The organism is Shewanella sp. LZH-2, from assembly GCF_016859145.1.
Taxonomy (GTDB): domain Bacteria; phylum Pseudomonadota; class Gammaproteobacteria; order Enterobacterales; family Shewanellaceae; genus Shewanella; species Shewanella xiamenensis.
On the sequence record NZ_CP069350.1, the window covers coordinates 2744413 to 2765027 of the forward strand.

Here is a 20615-nt window from a genome sequence, read left to right on the forward strand (position 1 = left end):
CGCTCACTCTAGCCCACTAAAGCATCGGCATAGCCCATGCGGGTTAAGGTCGTGCGGACTAAATCGAGGGTCTGCGGATCTTCAATGGTCGCTGGCGCCGTATATTGCTGATTATCGGCAATTTTACGCATAGTGCCGCGCAGGATTTTACCCGAGCGAGTTTTCGGCAGCTTTTGAATCGCGCTCACCAACCTAAAGGACGCAACGGGACCAATTTCTTGGCGAACGAGGGCAATTAACTGCTTATGCAGCTCCTCATCCGTAATAGTCACGCCCTTTTTAAGTACCACTAAGCCTAATGGCACTTGGCCCTTTAATTTGTCATCAACACCAATCACTGCGGCTTCGGCCACATCGGGATGCTGGCACAGCACCTCTTCAAACCGCCCAGTAGAGAGACGATGACCCGCAACGTTAATAATGTCATCAATACGACTCATGATATAGAGATAGCCATCTTCATCCATGTAGCCCGCATCACCCGTAAGGTAATAGCCTGGGTACATGGATAAGTAACTATCCTGATAACGTTTATTATTTTGCCAGAGCGTTGTGAGCGTGCCCGGTGGCAAGGGTAATTTTATCACCACATTGCCAGAGACATTCGCCGCCACTTTAACCCCTAGCTCATCGACGACATCAACTTCGTATCCAGGCACGGGTCGCCCCGGTGAGCCGGCTTTAACGGCAATCGGCGCCACCCCCATTAGATTTGCGGCTACTGGCCAACCTGTTTCAGTTTGCCACCAATGATCAATAACCGGCTTATGCAACTTGTCTTCAGCCCAATGCAGGGTGTCGGGATCGCAGCGCTCCCCAGCTAAAAAGACATTCTTCAAGCAGCTTAAATCAACACCTTGAATGAATTCGCCGTCAGGATCTTCACGCTTAATAGCGCGAATCGCCGTGGGCGCGGTGAAAAAGCTTTTGACTTGATACTTGGCAATCGTACGCCAAAAGGCGCCGGGGTCGGGTGTACCAACGGGTTTGCCTTCATATAACAGCGTGGTCGCCCCCACGAGTAACGGACCATAAACAATATAGGAATGACCAACAACCCAACCCACATCCGATGCCGCCCAAAACACATCGCCTTGATGAATATCATAAATATTGGCCATCGACCAAGCTAATGCGACCGCATGACCGCCATTGTCACGCACCACCCCTTTAGGTTGGCCTGTAGTGCCAGAGGTATAGAGCACATATAAAGGATCGGTGGCATTTACCGTGACGCAGTCAACGCTTTCGCATCCTTTAAGCGCGGTCTGCCAATCGGCGTCTCGACCAGTTTGCATCTGCGCTTCATATTGAGGGCGGTTTAAAATCAAGCAATGCTCAACCTTGTGCACCGCTTCATTTAATGCTTTATCTAGTAAGGGCTTATAGGGCACCACCCCTGAAGGTTCAATCCCGCAGGAGGCAGACATTACCAGCTTAGGTTTGGCATCATTGATACGGGTGGCAAGTTCATTGGCCGCAAAGCCACCAAATACCACCGAATGAATGGCGCCAATGCGCGCGCAGGCAAGCATGGCATAGGCCGTTTCGGGTACCATCGGCATGTAAATAACCACCCGATCACCCTTGGTCACCCCCATAGTACGCAAATACCCTGCAAGCCTTGCTACTTGAGCCTGCAGTTCGTGATAGGTAATACTGTATTCGGTTTCGGTTACTGGGCTAACGTAATGAATCGCAATCTGCTCACCACGTCCCGCTAACACATGTCGGTCTATCGCGTTATAACACGTGTTTAACTCACCATCGCTAAACCAATGGTAAAATGGTGCCTCGCTTTCATCTAATATTTGTTTGCTTGGCGTAACCCAATCTAAGGCCTTGGCGGCTTGTTGCCAAAATGCCTGTTTATTCGCAATAGATGTCTGATGTAATTGTTGTCCAACATCTGTCATAAGGCCTCCCATCATGACACTCATCCGTGTCAACACAGATGAAACTCTCCCCTTCCTTCCGAGGTTGATTATGACCTGCCACGCATTATTCCCCCATTAGACTAAGGGATATACTGGGGTTAAAAAATAAATCCGAAGAGATAGACCATCTAACACTTGCCGTGTAGAAGACTTCCACATAATCTTATGTCTTTAATGGATTTTTCACGGAAAGAAATACTCATTATGCGCCGCTTCAGCCAAGTCAAACTCGGTCTACTCCTATTCATCAATCTCGTCAGTACGGCTTGTTTTGCTTCGACACCACAACTTGAAGCATTACTCGAACCCCTGTCTATCGGTGAGCGGGCTAACGTAGATAACACTCAGATAATCAGCGCTAAGTTACTCTCACGGGTCTATCAAGTGCGCCAATATCAAGCGCTCTGGGAGGATAAAGACTATGCAGGCACGCTACTCGATGTAATTAAAAGTGCCGATGAAGAGGGTCTTGCGAAGGAAGATTACCACTATCCCAAGTTGGTCGAACTTTACCAACAACTGAGTGCATCGAATTGGCAAGATGAGTATCGCAGTAGTGTATTTGAAGTGCTGCTAACCGATGGCATTATTACCTATGCTATTCATTTACTTAATGGCAAAGTCAATCCCAGTATGCTCGGCAAAACCTGGAACTATGATGAAGCCCATCTGGATTTTGATACCACATTAAAACAGCTTGAAGAACACATTAAAACGCACACTGTAGCCGAGGCGATTACAGGCTTAGCGCCTAAGATTGCGCCATATCACCAGCTTAAACAGTATCTTGCCCAGTACAAAGACTTGGCCGCTCGCTATCCCTTTACCACGATTCCTTATACGGAAGTCATTAAACCCGGCAGCACTTCACCCTCGGTACCAGGCATTGCCACACGGCTAAAAGAGTTAGGTTACTTAGCAGCAAGCTCGCCAGCGGAGAATAGCACCGCCGTGAACGAGCCCTTAACTTATGACAGCACGCTTGAAGCTGCGGTACGTCAATTTCAGACTGACCACAGCCTTAAGGCCGATGGGGTGATAGGCGCAGGCACAATGGCGGCGTTAAATGTTCCCTATACACAAAGGGTCGAGCAGATCCGCATTAACCTCGAGCGTGCCCGCTGGCTATCAGCCAACTTGCCGGCAAACTATCTGCTGGTTAATTTGGCTGGCTACGAATTATTACTATTTAAAGACAATAACTTAAACTGGCGTACTGACATTATCATCGGCAAAATCGACGCAAAGACGCCATTGTTTAAATCCAAATTAAAATATGTGGTTGTGAATCCCACTTGGACCGTGCCCCGCAGTATCTCCACGGAGATCATCAACCACTTACGTAAAGATCCCGATTATCTGCAAAAAAAGCACTTTAAAGTCGTTGAAGCCTCGGGCACGCCCGTCGATGCTCGCGGCATCGATTGGCACAGTATGACCCGCAAAAACTTTCCCTACTGGTTTGTGCAGGGGCCAGGGGAAGATAACTCCCTTGGTTTAGTTAAATTTATCTTCCCAAACCAATATTCAATTTATCTGCATGATACGCCATCGAAAAATCTATTCGAGCAAACCAATAGAGCCTTCAGTCACGGTTGTATTCGAGTAAAAGATCCTCTAGTGCTCGCCGATAAACTGCTGAGCGCCAATGCGAATTGGTCCAGTGAAACGCTCAATCGCAAACTTGCAGAGGGAAAAACAGAAAACCTGTTTTTAGATCAGCCCTTAGATATTTTGATTATGTATTGGACCGTGACCATCAAAAACGGAAAAATTAAATTTTACAATGATATATACACACGTGACCCGGTACTTATCGAAGCATTAAATCGCCCAACCTATGAGGGTGTGTTAGCCGATGATGGCTTGCTCAATACGTTGGAATAACGGCTTACACGCCTGCCTTAACGCCACCACTTAATAAGTTCTCTTCCCCCGTGGAGCCTTAAGGCAATATGGGTGGGCTCACCTAAAAAAACACTTGTTTGAGTTCAAGCTAACGTAATATTTATCAACATGTTAAACAACATAGCTTGAGCCAAGTGGCAACAAGAATTGACAAAAAAAATCGACTAACCACACCACAATCTTTACCTTTACGTAAACTTCATATATCTTGCATAAAAATGATTAACTAAGGTGCCTGAATGAGCGCAACTAACACGCCACAAACGACTTATTCGATCAGTGATCTCTCTAAAGAGTTTGATATCACGACCCGAAGCATTCGTTTTTACGAAGACCAAGGTTTACTAAAACCTAAACGTCGCGGTCAAACCCGTATTTACAGTCTCAAAGACAGGGTTCGACTCAAACTAATCCTGCGCGGCAAGCGCCTTGGATTCTCTCTGGCAGAAACCCGTCGCCTATTCGAACTTTACGATGCCGATAAGAGCAGCACCACTCAGCTCAATACCATGCTTGCCCTCGTAGAAGAAAAGAAATCTGCCCTACAGCAGCAAATGGACGATATCAAAGTGGTCCTGATGGAGCTAAATTCAGCCGAGCAGCAATGCCGCCTTGCCCTAGAAGAAAGCAAAGTCAAAGCGTAAGACAGGCGAGCATAACATTAACGAGCACCTCAGTTGGTACGACCGCGTGACAGGGACATATCACGCACTGTAATACGGTTTTAAAGACTCAAGCACCTAATAATCATAAAAATATAAATTAGAACCTAAGATAGGACACAAGCAATGAACTCACTCTACACCAGTCTTAATTTTGGCCTAGGCGAAGATGTCGATATGCTGCGCGATGCGGTGCAGGATTTTGCCGCGAATGAAATCGCACCGATTGCTGCGAAAGTGGATCACGACAATGCCTTTCCCAATGAAATTTGGCCCGTGCTGGGTGGGATGGGGCTTTTAGGTGTCACTGTGCCTGAGGAATACGGCGGCGCAAACATGGGCTACCTCGCCCACGTGGTCGCCATGGAAGAAATTTCCCGCGCTTCAGCCTCTATCGGGTTAAGTTATGGCGCCCACTCTAACCTGTGTGTGAACCAAATTAACCGTAACGGTAATGCTGCACAAAAAGCCAAATACTTACCAAAGCTGGTGAGCGGTGAGCATATCGGCGCACTGGCAATGAGTGAGCCCAATGCAGGGTCAGATGTGGTTTCGATGAAGCTGCACGCCCGTAAAGAAGGCGACCGCTATATCCTCAACGGCAACAAAATGTGGATCACCAACGGTCCCGATGCCAATACCTATGTAATTTATGCCAAAACCGACTTAACCAAAGGCGCACACGGTATCACGGCCTTTATCGTTGAGCGTGGTTTTAAAGGTTTCAGCCAAGCGCAAAAACTCGACAAACTGGGGATGCGCGGTTCAAACACCTGTGAACTGGTGTTTGAAGATGTCGAAGTGCCAGAGGAAAACATTCTCGGCGGCCTCAACAATGGCGTCAAAGTGCTGATGAGCGGCTTAGATTACGAGCGCGTCGTGCTCTCAGGCGGCCCGCTTGGGATCATGAACGCCTGTATGGACATCGTCGTGCCTTATATCCACGAGCGTGAGCAATTTGGTAGATCCATCGGTGAATTCCAATTAGTACAAGGCAAATTAGCCGATATGTACACCGGCATGAACGCCGCTAAAGCCTATGTCTACAGCGTGGCGAAATCCTGCGATCGCGGTGAAACCACCCGTAAAGACGCCGCGGGCGCTATTCTTTACAGCGCGGAGCTGGCAACCAAAATGGCTCTGGATGCCATTCAATTGCTCGGCGGTAACGGTTACGTCAATGAGTACGCGACTGGCCGCTTACTGCGCGACGCCAAACTCTATGAGATTGGCGCTGGCACCTCAGAAATTCGCCGTATGCTGATTGGCCGCGAGCTCTTTAACGAATCGAAATAAGCAGCCAAGGGCGAATGGCGCATGACGAGCTTTAGCCTTTCATGCCCCTCGCCCACCGAGCCAACTGATACTGAGTTACCGCTTTATAAGGACAATCAACGTGACGCAATTAAGCAGTCGTATCAACGCCCGTAGCGATGAATTTAAAGCCAAATCCGACGATATGGCCGCCCTAGTGGCCGATCTTAAAACCAAGCTCGCCAAAATTGAACTCGGTGGCGGCCCCGTTGCCCTAGAGCGCCATTTGGCCCGCGGTAAACTCCTTCCTCGTCAACGGGTTGAGAAACTCCTCGACGCAGGTTCGCCCTTTTTAGAATTGTCGCAATTTGCGGCATTTGAAGTCTATGACGAAGAAGTGCCCGCCGCAGGCATCATTGCAGGCATTGGCCGCGTGAGCGGCGTAGAGTGCATGATTATCGCCAACGATGCCACGGTCAAAGGCGGCACTTACTACCCTATCACGGTCAAAAAACACTTAAGGGCACAAGAGATTGCCAGTCGCTGTCATCTGCCCTGTATCTATTTAGTCGATTCGGGCGGCGCTAACTTGCCCCGTCAGGATGAAGTCTTCCCCGATCGCGACCATTTCGGCCGAATTTTCTACAATCAAGCGCAAATGTCCGCCAAGGGAATTCCACAAATTGCGGTGGTGATGGGTCTGTGTACCGCGGGCGGCGCCTATGTTCCTGCCATGGCCGATGAATCGATTATCGTAAAAGATCAAGGCACTATCTTCCTAGCTGGGCCGCCGTTAGTGAAAGCCGCGACCGGTGAAGAAGTCAGCGCCGAAGAACTCGGCGGCGCCGACGTACACACTAAAATTTCAGGTGTGGCGGATCACTTAGCCCAAAACGATGAGCATGCATTAGAGCTTGCCCGCCGCGCAGTGCTGCGTCTGAATCATCAAAAACAAATCAACAGTCTACTTAGCCCAGTTAAGCCACCTAAGTTTGATATCAACGAGCTCTATGGCATCGTCGGCACCGACTTGAAAAAGCCCTTCGATGTGAAAGAAGTGATCGCTCGCATCGTCGACGACTCGGATTTCGATGAGTTTAAGGCCAACTATGGTGCGACTTTGGTCTGTGGTTTTGCCCGCATTCACGGCTATCCCGTGGGGATTGTGGCCAACAACGGCATTTTATTCTCAGAATCGGCGCAAAAAGGCGCGCACTTTATCGAACTGTGCTGCCAGCGCAAGATCCCGCTGCTGTTCCTGCAAAATATCACCGGCTTTATGGTGGGTAAAAAGTACGAACACGAAGGTATCGCTAAGCATGGCGCCAAGATGGTGACCGCAGTCTCCTGCGCCAATGTGCCTAAATTCACTGTGATTATCGGTGGCAGCTACGGCGCAGGTAACTACGGTATGTGCGGCCGCGCCTTCGAACCGACCATGATGTGGATGTGGCCCAATGCGCGCATCTCTGTGATGGGTGGCGAGCAAGCCGCTGGCGTATTAGCCACAGTGCGCCGCGACGGCTTAGCCCGTAAAGGCGAAGAATGGTCTGCTGAGGACGAAAAAGCCTTTAAAGCACCGATTATTGCCCAGTACGATAAAGAGGGTCATCCCTACCATGCCAGCGCCCGCCTGTGGGATGACGGCATTATCGACCCGGCACAAACCCGTGATGTGGTAGGCCTTGCCCTGTCAGCCGCATTAAATGCCCCTATCGAAGACACCCGCTTCGGCGTCTTCCGTATGTAACGCATCTTGCGATGCCTTACGTATCAATCATAGAGGGAATAACTAATAATGACTGACACACAACACCAGAACACTAGCACTCAATCCTTAGCTCATTTGCAGCACGTCAGCTATGCGCTGAATAACGGCGTGGGCGAGTTAATTCTAAACCGCGCTGAAGTGCACAACGCCTTCGATGAGGTGATGATCTGCGAAATGATCGCCGTCCTCGGTTATTTTGCCGAGCACAAAGACTGCAAGCTGTTGGTATTAAAAGCCAATGGCAAAAACTTCAGCGCGGGCGCCGACTTAAACTGGATGCGCAAACAAGCCAAGATGGATTTTGATCAAAACCTGAATGACGCCAAGGCGCTGGCTAAGCTGATGCAGGATTTAGATACCTTTCCAAAACCCACTATCGCCTTAGTCCAAGGTGCGGCCTTTGGCGGCGCGCTTGGGTTAATCTGCGCCAGTGATATTGCCATCGCCACCGAGCGTGCAAGCTTCTGCTTAAGCGAAGTCAAACTAGGGCTGATCCCCGCGGTGATTAGCCCCTACGTTGCCCGCGCCATGGGTAATCGCGCCTCACGCCGCTATATGCTCACCGCGGAGCGTTTTGATGCGCCAACGGCACTCAAACTCAATGTTATCCATGAGATAAACGACGATTTAGCGGCTGCAGCCCAACCCATTATCACCGCGTTGCTCGCCAACAGTCCGCAGGGAATGGCATGGGTAAAGACCCTACTCGCCCGCCTCGAAGATGGCGTGATAGACCAAGATACGATTGATTACACCAGCGAGCGCATCGCCCGCATTCGGGTATCTGATGAAGGCCAAGAAGGCTTAAACGCCTTTTTTGAGAAACGTCAGCCGAACTGGCACACGCCAACAGATACTCAAGGAGTTCTTTGATGTTGACTAACAGCATGTTCACTAAGCTTTTAATTGCTAACCGTGGTGAAATTGCCTGCCGCATTATCAAAACCGCGCAGGCCATGGGCGTTCGCACCGTTGCCTTATATTCTGATGCCGATAAAAACGCCCGCCATGTTGCCATGGCCGACGAATCGTTTTACTTAGGTGGCAGCGCTCCGGCGGATTCTTACCTCAAGGGCGACTTGATTATTGAGATTGCCAAAAAAGCTCAGGCGCAAGCCATTCACCCAGGCTATGGCTTCTTATCGGAAAACGCCGACTTTGCTCGCAAGTGTGAGGCGGCCGGAATCGTATTTGTTGGCCCAGGCAGCGATGCCATCGATGCCATGGGCAGCAAGAGCGCGGCCAAAGCCATTATGACGGCGGCGCAAGTGCCTTTAGTGCCGGGTTACCATGGCGACGATCAAACCGATGCCACCCTCAAGGCCGAAGCCTTAAAAATCGGCTTCCCGATGCTGATTAAAGCCGCCTACGGTGGCGGTGGCAAAGGTATGCGTATCGTTGAGCATGAAGGCGAAATCATGGACGCCATCAACTCGGCGCGCCGTGAAGCGGCCTCCTCCTTTGGTAACGATAAATTATTGCTGGAGCGTTATTTACGCCAGCCTCGCCATGTCGAAGTCCAAGTGTTTGCCGATACCTTTGGCAATGCAATTTACTTATCGGATCGCGACTGCTCGATTCAGCGCCGCCATCAAAAAGTGGTCGAAGAAGCCCCAGCCCCAGGTTTAAGCGATGAGCTTCGCGCCCAAATGGGTGAAGCCGCTGTCGCTGCCGCCAAGGCTATCGATTATGTCGGCGCGGGAACCGTTGAATTCCTGTTAGATACCGACAATAGCTTCTACTTTATGGAGATGAATACTCGTCTGCAGGTAGAGCATCCTGTGACCGAAATGGTGACGGGCCAAGACTTAGTCAAATGGCAGTTAATGGTCGCCAGTGGTCAACCTTTACCGCTCAAACAGGACGAAGTGCGTATCCATGGACACGCCTTTGAGGTGCGTATTTACGCCGAGGATCCGCAAAATGAGTTTTTACCCGCCAGCGGTAAGCTCAACTTCCTGCGCGAGCCTGAGCAAAGCAAATATGTGCGTATCGATTCCGGCATCCGTGAAAACGATGTGATCAGTAACTTTTATGATCCAATGATCGCCAAACTGATTGTGTGGGATGAGTCGCGCCCACGTGCGCTGCAACGCCTAGTGCATGCCCTCGAGTCCTATCAAATCAGCGGGCTTAAACACAATATTGAATTTTTAGCCAATATTGCCGAGCATCCCGCCTTTGCCAAGGCAGACTTTAGCACCGACTTTATCAACCGTTACGGCGATGCGCTGATTGGCAGTGCTTCAAGCGAAGCCGACACTGCACTTGCCTTTGCCGCGCTGTATCAAGTGCTTGCCCGTAAAGAAGCCGCCAAGGCACAGGCGATCAATAGCGCCGATCCTTACTCGCCTTGGGGCCAAGTCAGTGGCTTTAGACTCAACAGTGTCAGCCAACATTCTATTGCCCTGCTTGACGATGCCCACGAGTTACAACAATTGGTGCTATTAGACTTTGGTGATCACTATCAGCTATCTCTGCCAACAGAAGAAGGTCATGTCAGCAAGTCCCTTAGTGGTGAGCTTAAGCAGGATTTACTGTTAGCCGAAATCAACGGCCATAAGAGTAAAGTACCAGTCAGCGCTCAGGGCGATGATTTTACACTGTTTTTACCCTCAGGCAGTTATCACTTCAGGGCGGTTAAAACCCAAGTGGTTGAGGCAGAATCCAGCAATGAAGATAAGCTCAAGGCCCCGATGAACGGCACAGTCGTGACCCACTTAGTGGAAGTCGGTGCTGAGGTGAAGGCGGGACAAGGGCTACTGGTGATGGAAGCGATGAAGATGGAATACACCATCGAAGCGCCCTTCGACGGTATTGTTACCGAGTTCTACTTCAAGGCGGGCGAATTAGTGAGCGATGGCGCTGTGCTGCTCCATGTTGAGCCCAAAGCCCAGAGCGAGGAAGCCTAAGATGTCTGCCCTGGATCTTTCGAACTTAAGCGCCAGCTCGGATAGGGTTAGCCTATTCGAGATGGGGCCCCGTGATGGCTTGCAGAATGAGGCCGCCGTCCCGACACAGGCCAAAGTCGCCTTGATTGAATCCCTCGCCGATGCGGGTGTGAAGCGAATTGAAGCAGGCAGTTTTGTGTCACCCAAATGGGTGCCACAAATGGCCGATAGCGGCGACGTATTGCGCCAAATTCGCCGTCAAGCGGGCGTGGTTTACAGCGCCCTCACCCCTAATGTCAAAGGCTTAGAGCTGGCGCTGGATGCAAAAGCTTCCGAAGTCGCTATCTTTGGTGCAGCGTCACAAAGCTTTAGCCAACGCAATATCAACTGTTCGATTGAAGAGTCGATAGAACGCTTTATCCCATTGATGGACATGGCAAAAGCCGCCAATATTCCAGTACGTGGCTATGTGTCCTGCGTTTTAGGTTGCCCCTATGAAGGGGAAATCGCCGCGAGCGAAGTGGCAAGAGTGTCTGAAATCCTTTACAAAATGGGCTGTTACGAAATTTCGCTCGGCGACACTATCGGTGTAGGCACGCCGTTAAAAGCCCGTAAAATGCTGCAAGCCGTGATCGAGCGAGTGCCAGTGGAAAAACTTGCCCTGCACTTTCACGACACCTATGGCCAAGCATTAGCCAATATTACCGCCTGCCTCGACTTAGGTGTGCGCAGCTTTGACGCCTCAGTGGCGGGCCTCGGTGGTTGCCCGTATGCAAAAGGCGCGTCGGGCAATCTGGCGAGTGAAGACTTGGTCTATATGCTCCATGGACTCGGTTTGAAGACGGGTATCGATTTAGAAAAACTGGCATTAGCGGGTTTTGGGATCAGCAAACAATTAAATCGTCTTAATGGCTCTAAAGTCGCCAATGCAATCTTGCAGGGTGCCAAAGCCTAGGTGCTAGGTGCTAGGTGCTAGAAATGATTGGACACGAATAACAATTTAAAGGACATCAAAATGGCAGGACTCAATAAAGTCGTCAGCAGCTATGAAGAAGCGTTAGCAGGTTTATCCGATGATATGACCATTATGGTTGGCGGTTTTGGCCTGTGCGGTATTCCAGAAGGCTTAATCAATCAAATGGTTAAGATGGGCGTTAAGGGCTTAACCGCCATTTCAAACAACGCTGGTGTGGATGATTTCGGTCTGGGCTTATTGTTAAAACACCGTCAGATTTCGACCATGATCGCCTCCTACGTGGGTGAGAACGCTACTTTCGAGCAGCAAATGCTCTCGGGCGAATTGAATGTGATTTTAACGCCGCAGGGTACGCTGGCGGAAAAAATCCGCGCCGGCGGTGCAGGCATTCCGGCATTTTTCACCGCCACAGGCTACGGCACTCCCGTGGCGGAAGGTAAAGAAACCCGCGAGATCAAAGGCCGTCACTATGTGTTAGAAGAATCTCTGACCGCCGATTTTGCCCTCGTTCGCGCTTGGAAGGCCGATACTATGGGTAACTTAGTGTTCCGCAAAACCGCCGCTAACTTTAACCCTATGATGGCGACTGCGGGCAAAATCACGGTAGTGGAAGCCGAGTTTATTGTGGAGCCGGGCGAGCTCGATCCTGATCATATCCATACTCCCGGCATTTATGTTGATCGCGTCATCCAAGGCAAGTTCGAGAAACGTATCGAGCAGCGCACGGTAAAAGCGGCGAAATAAGCAACGCTGAACGATTAACAACGCAAGCTAAAGCGACAGAGTCTTGGCTCTAACTAGAGCCCAAAGTAAAGCCAAAAATTGAGGCCAATAGCGACTCTAGGTAAAGGAAGGATAAAGATCATGGCATTATCAAGAGAACAACTGGCACAGCGCGTTGCCAAAGAATTACAAGACGGCTACTACGTCAACCTCGGTATTGGTATTCCCACGCTCGTGGCCAACTACATTCCCGCAGGTATGGAAGTGATGCTGCAATCGGAAAACGGCCTACTCGGCATGGGGGAATTCCCGACGGAAGAAACCATAGATCCGGATCTAATCAATGCCGGTAAACAAACCGTTACCGCGGTAAAAGGCGCCTCGTTTTTCTCCTCCGCTGAAAGCTTTGCCATGATCCGTGGCGGCCATGTAGACTTAACCGTACTCGGCGCCTTTGAAGTCGATGTAAATGGTTCCATTGCCTCATGGATGATCCCAGGCAAGCTTATCAAGGGCATGGGCGGCGCAATGGATTTAGTCGCAGGGGCGGAAAATATTATCGTGACTATGATGCACGCCGATAAGTACGGCAACTCTAAGCTGTTACCCGTGTGCGAATTACCGCTCACAGGCTACGGCTGCATCAAACGTGTTGTCACCGATTTAGCCTTTATCGAGATTAAAGATGGCGCCTTCCATCTGTTAGAGCGCGCCCCCGGTGTCAGCGTTGAAGAAATTGTTAGCAAAACCGCTGGTAAATTAATCGTGCCAGACCATGTACCAGAGATGGTGTTTTAAGCGTTCTTTAACACAATAAGTTAATAAACTCACACAATACACATCAGCTAAATGCTAGGCTTAGACTTCTATATAAGCCTAGCTATCTAGTGAATTACCCAACTAAATTATTCATCGCTAATAATTATCAAAAGCTAAGCAGCTATCACATTGTAAACATTGATGACTTAGCTAAAGAAGGGAGAGTGCTAAGTGACATTTCCTATTAAATTCACTTATGACGAAAGCGTTGTACTTTCACTTGGCGCAATACTGTGGGTTGAAGCAATCATAGGTTTATATGGTATTGGCAGCTATTTAATTGATACCTCGCCAAATGCCCACGAAGGCATAATATTAGCGGCTGGCATGTGGTTTTATTCGCTCTTTTTTCAGATTCCCTACGCGTTTTTTTTATATAAGTATTGGTACAACACTCGCCCCCTAGTGAAACAGCTAACCGTCATATCCATCCCAATATTATGGTTTCTTTATTTTTATCCAACTTATCAAGGGCTAAATGTTGTTTAAGGCCCATCATTTTAAAACCTATTAACTGAAAGCGATCGATTTACTCACCTACAGGTGCTGAATCATTGTTACAAAAAGACGTTTTACCCCTTTAGCACCAAAATTAGCCATCTTAAGCACAGTTACGGTAAACTCGCCGCAGCCAAAATAGTAAGGATGCTCAAGTTGTTAGCTAAATTTCTTAATAAGTGCTGAGCTAGGTTAATGCCCGATAGTCACAATGATGTCTAATCAGAATGTCGGCGCTTTGTAGTCTCGGGGTTTGCCTTATGACAGCAGACTAACTGGATAACCAATATTTTATTTAAAATCAAAAAGATAACAACCATTTCCATATTAATACCCCAAGGCTTAAGGTTGAGCCTATTCAAGCCTTAAGTCATTCCAATGCAAACGAGAGGACAAAGGATGTACCAAATTGCGATTGTGATATTTGATGAATTTACTGATATCGATTTCTTTTTAATGCGCGATATTCTCGGCCGCACAACAACCGATTGGACAGTCAAAGTGCTCGGGACCAAACCTAGCCATAAGTCGAGTTTGGGAATGACGGTAGAAACCCATGGTCATATCGCGCAAGTCGCTGATGCTGACGTGGTATTATTCAGCAGTGGTTACAAAGGCGTACCTGCCGCACTTGCGGATCCTGATTTTATTTCGGCCCTTAAATTAGATCCCTCGCGGCAATTACTTGGCAGTATCTGTGCGGGCTCATTCTTCTTTGCCAAGTTAGGCTTACTCGACAATATCTCGGCAACGACGCATCCCGATGCCAAACCCGGATTGGTGGCCATGGGCGTAGAGGTGGAAGACTGCGCTCTGGTGATTAATGGCAATATTGCCACTGCGGGAGGTTGCCTGTCCTCGCTCTATTTAACGGGTTGGGTTGCGGAGCGTTTATTTGACAGTGCAAAGCGCCGCGAAATTCATCGGCAACTGATCCCCGCAGGCCAAGCCGATGTTTTTGAAGCTTTAATTGAGTCCTCCATTGCCTCAGCCATTCGCTAATATGGAGTGCAATCCTCTGGATGAAGGGCGCAATTATGACACTCAAAGCATTACTTAATCAGTTAAAAACCGAACACAAGATCACCAGCGTAGTCGAACTTGCGGCGCTATTAGCGCAAGATAAGGCGCTACTTCAGCAGATCAAACAGGCGGATGCGCAGTATTGGGTCAACTTTAGCAAGCAGACGTTTGATGGTTGGTACTGCGTCGCTACGCCATCGAATGCCAGCTACCATGTGTACTATCAAGAACGTGGACAACATTGTTGGGGAGAAGAGGTATTTAGCGATCAACATTTGGCCATCGCTACGGTGATTTTTGAGTCAGGGCTGTTTCACGCTGAATAAAGGCATCACTGCAAAGTGTTAATCACTTTTGATGAGTTAGGCTGAGCCCTTAATGCCAAGGCTTTATACCTAACCCCGATTCGGCACGCCCATAACAAAGCCATTAATCTGCCGCGACTTACAATATTGATGGCTTTTCATCTGAGTGACTTACTGTTAAGGTGATGTTTTTATAAGCAATTGACGTTCAGGTTGAGCACAACAATGGCAGCGGAGCATTCACTATGGATTGGTTACTGATCGCCCTCGCAGGCTTACTCGGCGGCATGTTAAATGCGGTGGCGGGCGGCGGCAGCTTTATCACCTTATTTGCCCTTGTGTTTGTGGGCGTGCCGCCACTGATGGCCAACGCGACGGGCACTGCCGCTCTGCTCCCCGGCTACCTTGCCAGTGCCTGGCGTTTTCGAAAAGAGATTGAATATCCTGCAAATCTTAACCTAAAAACCCTGTGCTGGATTGCGACAGCTGGCGGATGCCTAGGCGCGGCAATACTGCTAAGTACCAGCGAGCAAGTGTTTGCTTATCTCGTCCCTTGGTTAATTTTGCTGGCAACCCTCGCCTTTATCGCTGGACCTTGGTTACTGAAAAAACGTTTAGCCCATGCCAGCATCATCCGTGTGAATACCGTCAAGCCACTGACTGCAATGATGATTCTCTTCATCGTTTGTATTTACGGCGGCTATTTTAATGGGGGATTAGGGATTATTTTACTCGCAACCTTTGGGTTACTCGGCCAAACCCAATTACATGGGATGAACGGGCTTAAAAATTTACTCTCCGCCCTACTCACCACCATTGCCGTGGTGATTTACGCCCTAGGTAATTTGATTGACGGGCAATATCTGTTACTGCTTGCCATTATGGCGATTATTGGCGGCTATCTTGGCGCCGCGCTGGCTTATCGCATTCCCCAATCCCTGCTGCGGGGTTTTATTGTGCTTGTCGGTTTCGCTATGAGTGTGGGATTTTTTATGCGTTAACCCCTTTGCGTTAGCCTAAAATATGCCAACCTCAAGAGTCATGTATTGGCAGACTACCTGCTTAATAGAAATCTAGATACTGGATAAAACAAGGAAGCGTGATGGGCGCCATTTCAATTAGACAAGCACAGATAGCCGACCATAACGCCATGACGGCCTTACTGTTGCAGCTGGGTTATAGTGCCACTGAGGCGCAGTTACAGCAGTATCTTAATAACCCTAACAGAACCGATGAAATCTATCTCGCCGAGTCTGAGGGAGTTGTGGTTGGGCTGATAAGTTTGATCTTTTTTGATTATTTTCCCTCGCAACAACACATCTGCCGTATTACTGCTTTAGTGGTGACTGAGGCCAGTCGAGGCTTAGGTGTGGGGACGCAACTAATTGATTTTGCAAAATCGAGGGCAAGTGAACGAGGTTGTCGCCAGCTTGAGGTCACCACCTCTATGCGCCGCGAGCAGACACAGACTTACTACGAGTCCATTGGCTTTGAGAAAACCTCCTTTCGCTATATTCAAGCTCTTGAAGTTAACCCAAAGTAAGTTTGCCCAAATAAAATAGGCGCTTAAGTGTACTTAAGCGCCTATTTTGGCTAAGCGTTCGCGAGGGATTAATCTTGCGCTAATTCCTTTTCTAATTGCTGGGCAATCGCTTCTGGAGAGCCGCTATTACGGGCAAAAAGACCGTAGGCAGTTGGGATCACATAAATGGTAAACAGCGTCGCCAGCATAATGCCCGCAAGCACCACTACGCCAATCACAAAGCGGGTTTCTGCACCTGCGCCCGTTGCCAAAACCAGAGGGACGGCGCCCGCGGCAGTGGTAATCCCCGTCATCAGGATAGGCCGTAAACGCTGGCATGAGGCTTGGATAATGGCGCGGTCAAAATCGACGCCCTTATCCCGCAACTGGTTGGCAAATTCGACGATCAGAATACCGTTTTTCGCCGCCAAACCGACCAGCATAATAATCCCAATCTGACTGTAGATATTAAGGCTCTGCCCCGTAAACCACAGCCCTATCAAGGCGCCAACCGTGGCAAGCGGTACCGTCAGCATAATCACCATAGGGTGAATATAGCTTTCAAACTGCGCCGCTAATACCAGGAACACAATCCCAAGCGCCAGCAAGAACACAAAGTACATTGAGCTGCCAGACTCTTGATAATCCAGCGATTGTCCCTTGTAGCTGATGACAGCCTCCGCAGGCAAGTAAGCTCGCGCCACTTGATTGAGGTAATCCAGCGCTTCGCCTAGGCTATAACCATCCGCCAAGCTGGCCTCAATGGTAATCGCCCGCATACGGTTGTAGCGGTTAAGGGAGCTAGCATCGGCAAACTCTTCGACCGTGACTAAGTTGGATAATGGGATCAGCTCCTTCGTCCGTTCGGAGCGAACATAGATATTCTGTAGATCGGCCGCGGTATTTTGGTTACTGCGCTCCCCTTCCACAATCACATCATACTCTTCGCCATCACGCATAAAGGTGGTGACAAGGCGCGAACCTAACATAGATTCTAAGGTACGACCGATATTAGAAATTGACACCCCTAGGCTTGCCGCCCTGTCTCTGTCGATCACCACTCTAAGCTGCGGTTTGGTCTCTTTATAATCGTGGTCAAGGCCAAGCAGTTTAGGATTTTCCGCCACCTTTTCCATCATAATATCCCGCCAAGCAGCGAGTTCCTCATAGCTTGGACCACCAATAACAAATTGCACTGGTTTGCCCACGCCACGGCCAAAGGCTTGGCGCATCACAGGGAAAGCCTGCACACCGGCTAAATCCGCAAGGCGCTTGTTGATATCGCCAATCACTTCTTTCATCGGACGACGTTGACCCCAATCCTCGAGCACAATAATCGCCATACCGTTAGAGAAGTCTGCCGCGCGGCCAAAGCCACGGGGCGCACGAATGAGCAAACGCTTGATATCCCCCGAATCCACCAATGGCATTAGGCGGCTTTCCACCTCAGTCATATAGGATTCGATATACTCGTAACTCGCCCCCTGAGGCCCGTTAATCATTAAAAATAATGAGCCTCGATCCTCCTGCGGTGCAAATTCCTGCGGTACTTTTTGGGCAAGAAACACACTACTACCGAGCGCAATCAACACGATAACTGACATCAGCACTGGTTTTGCCATCGCGCTCTCTAGCGAGCTTTGATAGCGACGGGAAATGCCCGTCATAATGCTATCAACCTTACGCACTAGCCATGAGTCCTGCGACGCAGGTTTAAGCAGCTTAGAGCACATCATCGGGCTTAGGGTTAACGCCACGATACTGGAGAAAATCACCGCCGCACTCATGGCCACCGCAAACTCCTTAAAGAGCTTACCTAAGTCTCCTTCGAGGAACGTGATCGGCATAAATACCGCCACTAACACTAAGGTGGTGGCAATGACCGCAAAGGCGACTTCACGGGCACCCAAAAACGCCGCTTTTAAGGGGGAATCCCCTTCTTCGATACGGCGGTGAATGTTTTCCAACATCACAATCGCATCGTCCACCACCATACCGATGGCGAGGATCATCGCCAGCAGCGTCAACAGGTTGATGGTATATCCCAAGGCATAGAGCACGATAAACGTGCCGAGCAAAGAAACAGGCACCGTAATCGCAGGGATTAACATGGCACGCACGCTGCCAAGGAATAGATAAATCACAATAATCACTAAGATCATTGCGGTAAACAGCGTTTGATACACCTCTTTGATCGAGGCTTCGATAAACACTGAGCTATCGTAGCTACGCTTAATCGACATTCCTGCGGGCAAGGTAGGATTGATTTTATCGACTAAGGCATTAACGGCACGGGCCACTTCTAAGGTGTTGGCGGTCGACTGTTTCGACACCCCAAGGCCAATCATGGCCTCCTTGTTGCCGCGGAACATAATACGCTCTTCTTCGGAGCCAATGTCCACCTTAGCTACGTCACCAAGCTTGACTAAATAACCATCTTCTCCTTGAGCAATCACCAGATTGGCAAAGTCCTCAGCGCTGCGATAACTTCGCTCTAAACGCACGGTAAAGTGGCGCTCCTTGGATTCAAGCGAACCTGCGGGTAACTCAACGTTTTCAGCCCTAAGTGCGGCTTCGACATCGGCCACCGTGAGGCTTCTGGATGCAAGGGCTTGTCTATCGAGCCAGATGCGCATGGCGTAAACCTTGCCCCCACCGATACGGATCATCGACACCCCGTCAACCACCGACAGACGGTCGGATAAATAGCGACGGGTATAATCGGTTAGCTCTAATGTGGTCATTTGATCCGACACTAAGTTGAGCCACATAATCACTTCATCGCCACCGTTAGCTTTTTGCACCTCTGGGGGATCGGCTTCTTCGGGCAAGTTATCTAATAGACCCGAAATTCTATCGCGTACATCATTGGCCGCATCCTCAATATTACGACTAATATCAAACTCTAAGGTCACCTGTGAGCGACCATCGCTGCTCGATGAACTCACATGGCGAATGCCTTCGACGCCGCTGATCCTGTCTTCTATCAGCTGAGTAATGCGACTCTCAACTACCGCAGCACTAGCGCCGCGATAGTTGGTTTCAATCGAGACAATCGGCGGGTCGATATTGGGGTATTCCCGCAGCGGTAATTTATCAAATGCGACTAAACCAAAGGCCACCAGCAATAGGCTAATGACCGAGGCAAATACCGGCCGTTTAACGGAAAGATCGGTCAGGATCATACGCTTGGCTCCGTATTAGCATCGGAAAGATAGCTAAATTTTTCAGCCAGTTGGGTCTTCACCACATCGCCAGGGTGCACCTTAAGCAGGCCGCGGATCACCACGTTTTCGCCTATCGCTAAGCCCTCGGTAATTTCGACCCAACCACGGGTACGAACTCCAATGGTGACTTGCTTACGCTCGATGACATTGTCTTTATTCACACTGTAAACAAAGTGTTCTTTCTGGATTGGAATAATCGCCGACTCAGGCAACATTAGCGCCTCGCGGCTGCGTTTGATGAGTTTGACCTTCATCAGCATCCCAGGCAGTAAGCGTAAATCTGGATTTGGGATTTCGGCGCGTACAATCACGGCACGGGTGGTTGGGTTAACACGGCTATCGATGGAAATCACTTTGCCTTTAAAGATTTCATCAGGGAAAGCCACGGCTTTTGCTTCAACAAGCTTGCCAGGCTGCAAGTCTTGAATAAAACGCTCTGGCACTGAGAAATCTAATTTAATCTTAGAGATATCATCGAGCGTGGTGATCTCAGTACCCGGTGTCACTAAACTACCCACGCTCACTTGGCGCAGGCCTAAACGGCCATTAAAGGGGGCGACAATACTGCGATCATTGAGGGAAGATTGTGCCTGCTCTAACTCAGCGCGGGCCGTATCGATTAAGGTTTGCAGGCGGTCACGCTCTAATTCTGCCACTGTTCGACTGGTGACAAGCGAACTAATCCGCGCCAATTCACGCTGATTGTCACTCACTTTCACCTGCGCCACTTTCACTTTGGCTATCTGCTCGGCATTTTGCAGTTGCACCAATAAATCGCCCTTTTTGACAATATCGCCATCATCAAACTTTAATGAGGTCACCACATCAGTGACTTTGGGCGTAATGGTGACGGACTCAAATGCCTTATTTGTGCCAATAGCTTCCACTTCGTCTCGAACTTGTGCCATAGAAGCGGTGGCGATAACCACATTAGGGGTGAGCTTAACTTTTGCTTGCTGCTGCTCTTGAGGTTGCATAGCTTGATATCCAAACCATGCCGCTGCCAAAATAGCGATGATAATTATGATTTTTTTCATCTGGCTTCCAAATGATGACTCGCATTAGTGACGGCTAGTTTACCCACTCGCATCATTGCATC

At 49.3% G+C, this 20615-nt stretch carries 17 protein-coding genes; 14 read left to right on the forward strand and 3 right to left on the reverse strand.

All coding sequences use genetic code 11. From position 1 onward, the window contains the following. Positions 1 to 8 precede the first annotated feature (8 nt). Entirely contained in the window at positions 9 to 1916 is a 1908-nt protein-coding gene (locus JM642_RS12145) for a propionyl-CoA synthetase (RefSeq protein WP_144346041.1), read from the reverse strand. Positions 1917 to 2141: 225 nt separating this feature from the next. On the opposite strand from JM642_RS12145, the gene JM642_RS12150 reads away from it, so the two are divergent. The 14 genes from JM642_RS12150 (at position 2142) to JM642_RS12215 (ending at position 16310) form a co-directional block, all read left to right on the forward strand. After that, the gene (locus JM642_RS12150; RefSeq protein ID WP_203431873.1) at positions 2142 to 3824 is read left to right on the forward strand and encodes a L,D-transpeptidase family protein; all 1683 of its coding nucleotides are present in this window, start codon (positions 2142 to 2144) and stop codon (positions 3822 to 3824) included. Positions 3825 to 4084: 260 nt separating this feature from the next. Beyond that, positions 4085 to 4489 carry a MerR family DNA-binding transcriptional regulator gene (locus tag JM642_RS12155; protein WP_011072005.1) on the forward strand — a complete coding sequence of 135 codons (405 nt, stop codon included), beginning with the start codon at positions 4085 to 4087 and terminating at the stop codon, positions 4487 to 4489. A 144-nt stretch (positions 4490 to 4633) separates the two neighbouring features. Next, positions 4634 to 5803, forward strand: coding sequence for an isovaleryl-CoA dehydrogenase (locus tag JM642_RS12160; RefSeq protein ID WP_203431874.1), 1170 nt, complete (start codon positions 4634 to 4636; stop codon positions 5801 to 5803). A 100-nt stretch (positions 5804 to 5903) separates the two neighbouring features. Continuing rightward, positions 5904 to 7511: a carboxyl transferase domain-containing protein gene (locus JM642_RS12165; protein WP_144375995.1), complete on the forward strand. Its 1608-nt coding sequence runs from the start codon at positions 5904 to 5906 to the stop codon at positions 7509 to 7511. A gap of 48 nt (positions 7512 to 7559) precedes the next feature. Next, on the forward strand, positions 7560 to 8405 hold the full coding sequence (locus JM642_RS12170; protein ID WP_203431875.1) for an enoyl-CoA hydratase-related protein: 846 nt from the start codon (positions 7560 to 7562) through the stop codon (positions 8403 to 8405). Beyond that, on the forward strand, positions 8405 to 10444 hold the full coding sequence (locus JM642_RS12175; protein WP_203431876.1) for an acetyl/propionyl/methylcrotonyl-CoA carboxylase subunit alpha: 2040 nt from the start codon (positions 8405 to 8407) through the stop codon (positions 10442 to 10444). Before JM642_RS12170 ends, JM642_RS12175 begins: the two co-directional genes overlap by 1 nt. Position 10445: 1 nt before the next feature. Then, a complete protein-coding gene (locus JM642_RS12180) occupies positions 10446 to 11378 on the forward strand; it encodes a hydroxymethylglutaryl-CoA lyase (RefSeq protein WP_203431877.1) in 933 nt (310 codons plus the stop codon). Between the two features lie 60 nt (positions 11379 to 11438). Next, positions 11439 to 12143 (forward strand): CoA transferase subunit A, encoded by a 705-nt coding sequence (locus JM642_RS12185; protein ID WP_011623088.1) that lies wholly within the window; start codon positions 11439 to 11441, stop codon positions 12141 to 12143. A 120-nt stretch (positions 12144 to 12263) separates the two neighbouring features. Next, on the forward strand, positions 12264 to 12920 hold the full coding sequence (locus tag JM642_RS12190) for a 3-oxoacid CoA-transferase subunit B (RefSeq protein ID WP_011623089.1): 657 nt from the start codon (positions 12264 to 12266) through the stop codon (positions 12918 to 12920). Positions 12921 to 13112: 192 nt separating this feature from the next. Next, positions 13113 to 13430, forward strand: coding sequence for a hypothetical protein (locus JM642_RS12195; RefSeq protein ID WP_037425681.1), 318 nt, complete (start codon positions 13113 to 13115; stop codon positions 13428 to 13430). A gap of 408 nt (positions 13431 to 13838) precedes the next feature. Continuing rightward, the gene (locus JM642_RS12200) at positions 13839 to 14441 is read left to right on the forward strand and encodes a DJ-1/PfpI family protein (RefSeq protein ID WP_203431878.1); all 603 of its coding nucleotides are present in this window, start codon (positions 13839 to 13841) and stop codon (positions 14439 to 14441) included. Between the two features lie 35 nt (positions 14442 to 14476). Continuing rightward, positions 14477 to 14788 carry a cytoplasmic protein gene (locus tag JM642_RS12205; RefSeq protein ID WP_144346052.1) on the forward strand — a complete coding sequence of 104 codons (312 nt, stop codon included), beginning with the start codon at positions 14477 to 14479 and terminating at the stop codon, positions 14786 to 14788. Between the two features lie 224 nt (positions 14789 to 15012). Then, positions 15013 to 15768 (forward strand): sulfite exporter TauE/SafE family protein, encoded by a 756-nt coding sequence (locus tag JM642_RS12210; RefSeq protein WP_203431879.1) that lies wholly within the window; start codon positions 15013 to 15015, stop codon positions 15766 to 15768. Between the two features lie 101 nt (positions 15769 to 15869). Further along, positions 15870 to 16310 (forward strand): GNAT family N-acetyltransferase, encoded by a 441-nt coding sequence (locus JM642_RS12215; protein WP_203431880.1) that lies wholly within the window; start codon positions 15870 to 15872, stop codon positions 16308 to 16310. Between the two features lie 68 nt (positions 16311 to 16378). Here JM642_RS12215 and JM642_RS12220 read toward each other — a convergent pair whose 3' ends face one another. Together JM642_RS12220 and JM642_RS12225 are read right to left on the reverse strand one after the other, a co-directional pair. Continuing rightward, positions 16379 to 19474, reverse strand: coding sequence for an efflux RND transporter permease subunit (locus tag JM642_RS12220; protein ID WP_047536097.1), 3096 nt, complete (start codon positions 19472 to 19474; stop codon positions 16379 to 16381). Continuing rightward, positions 19471 to 20553 (reverse strand): efflux RND transporter periplasmic adaptor subunit, encoded by a 1083-nt coding sequence (locus JM642_RS12225; protein WP_203431881.1) that lies wholly within the window; start codon positions 20551 to 20553, stop codon positions 19471 to 19473. Before JM642_RS12225 ends, JM642_RS12220 begins: the two co-directional genes overlap by 4 nt. Positions 20554 to 20615: the final 62 nt, after the last annotated feature.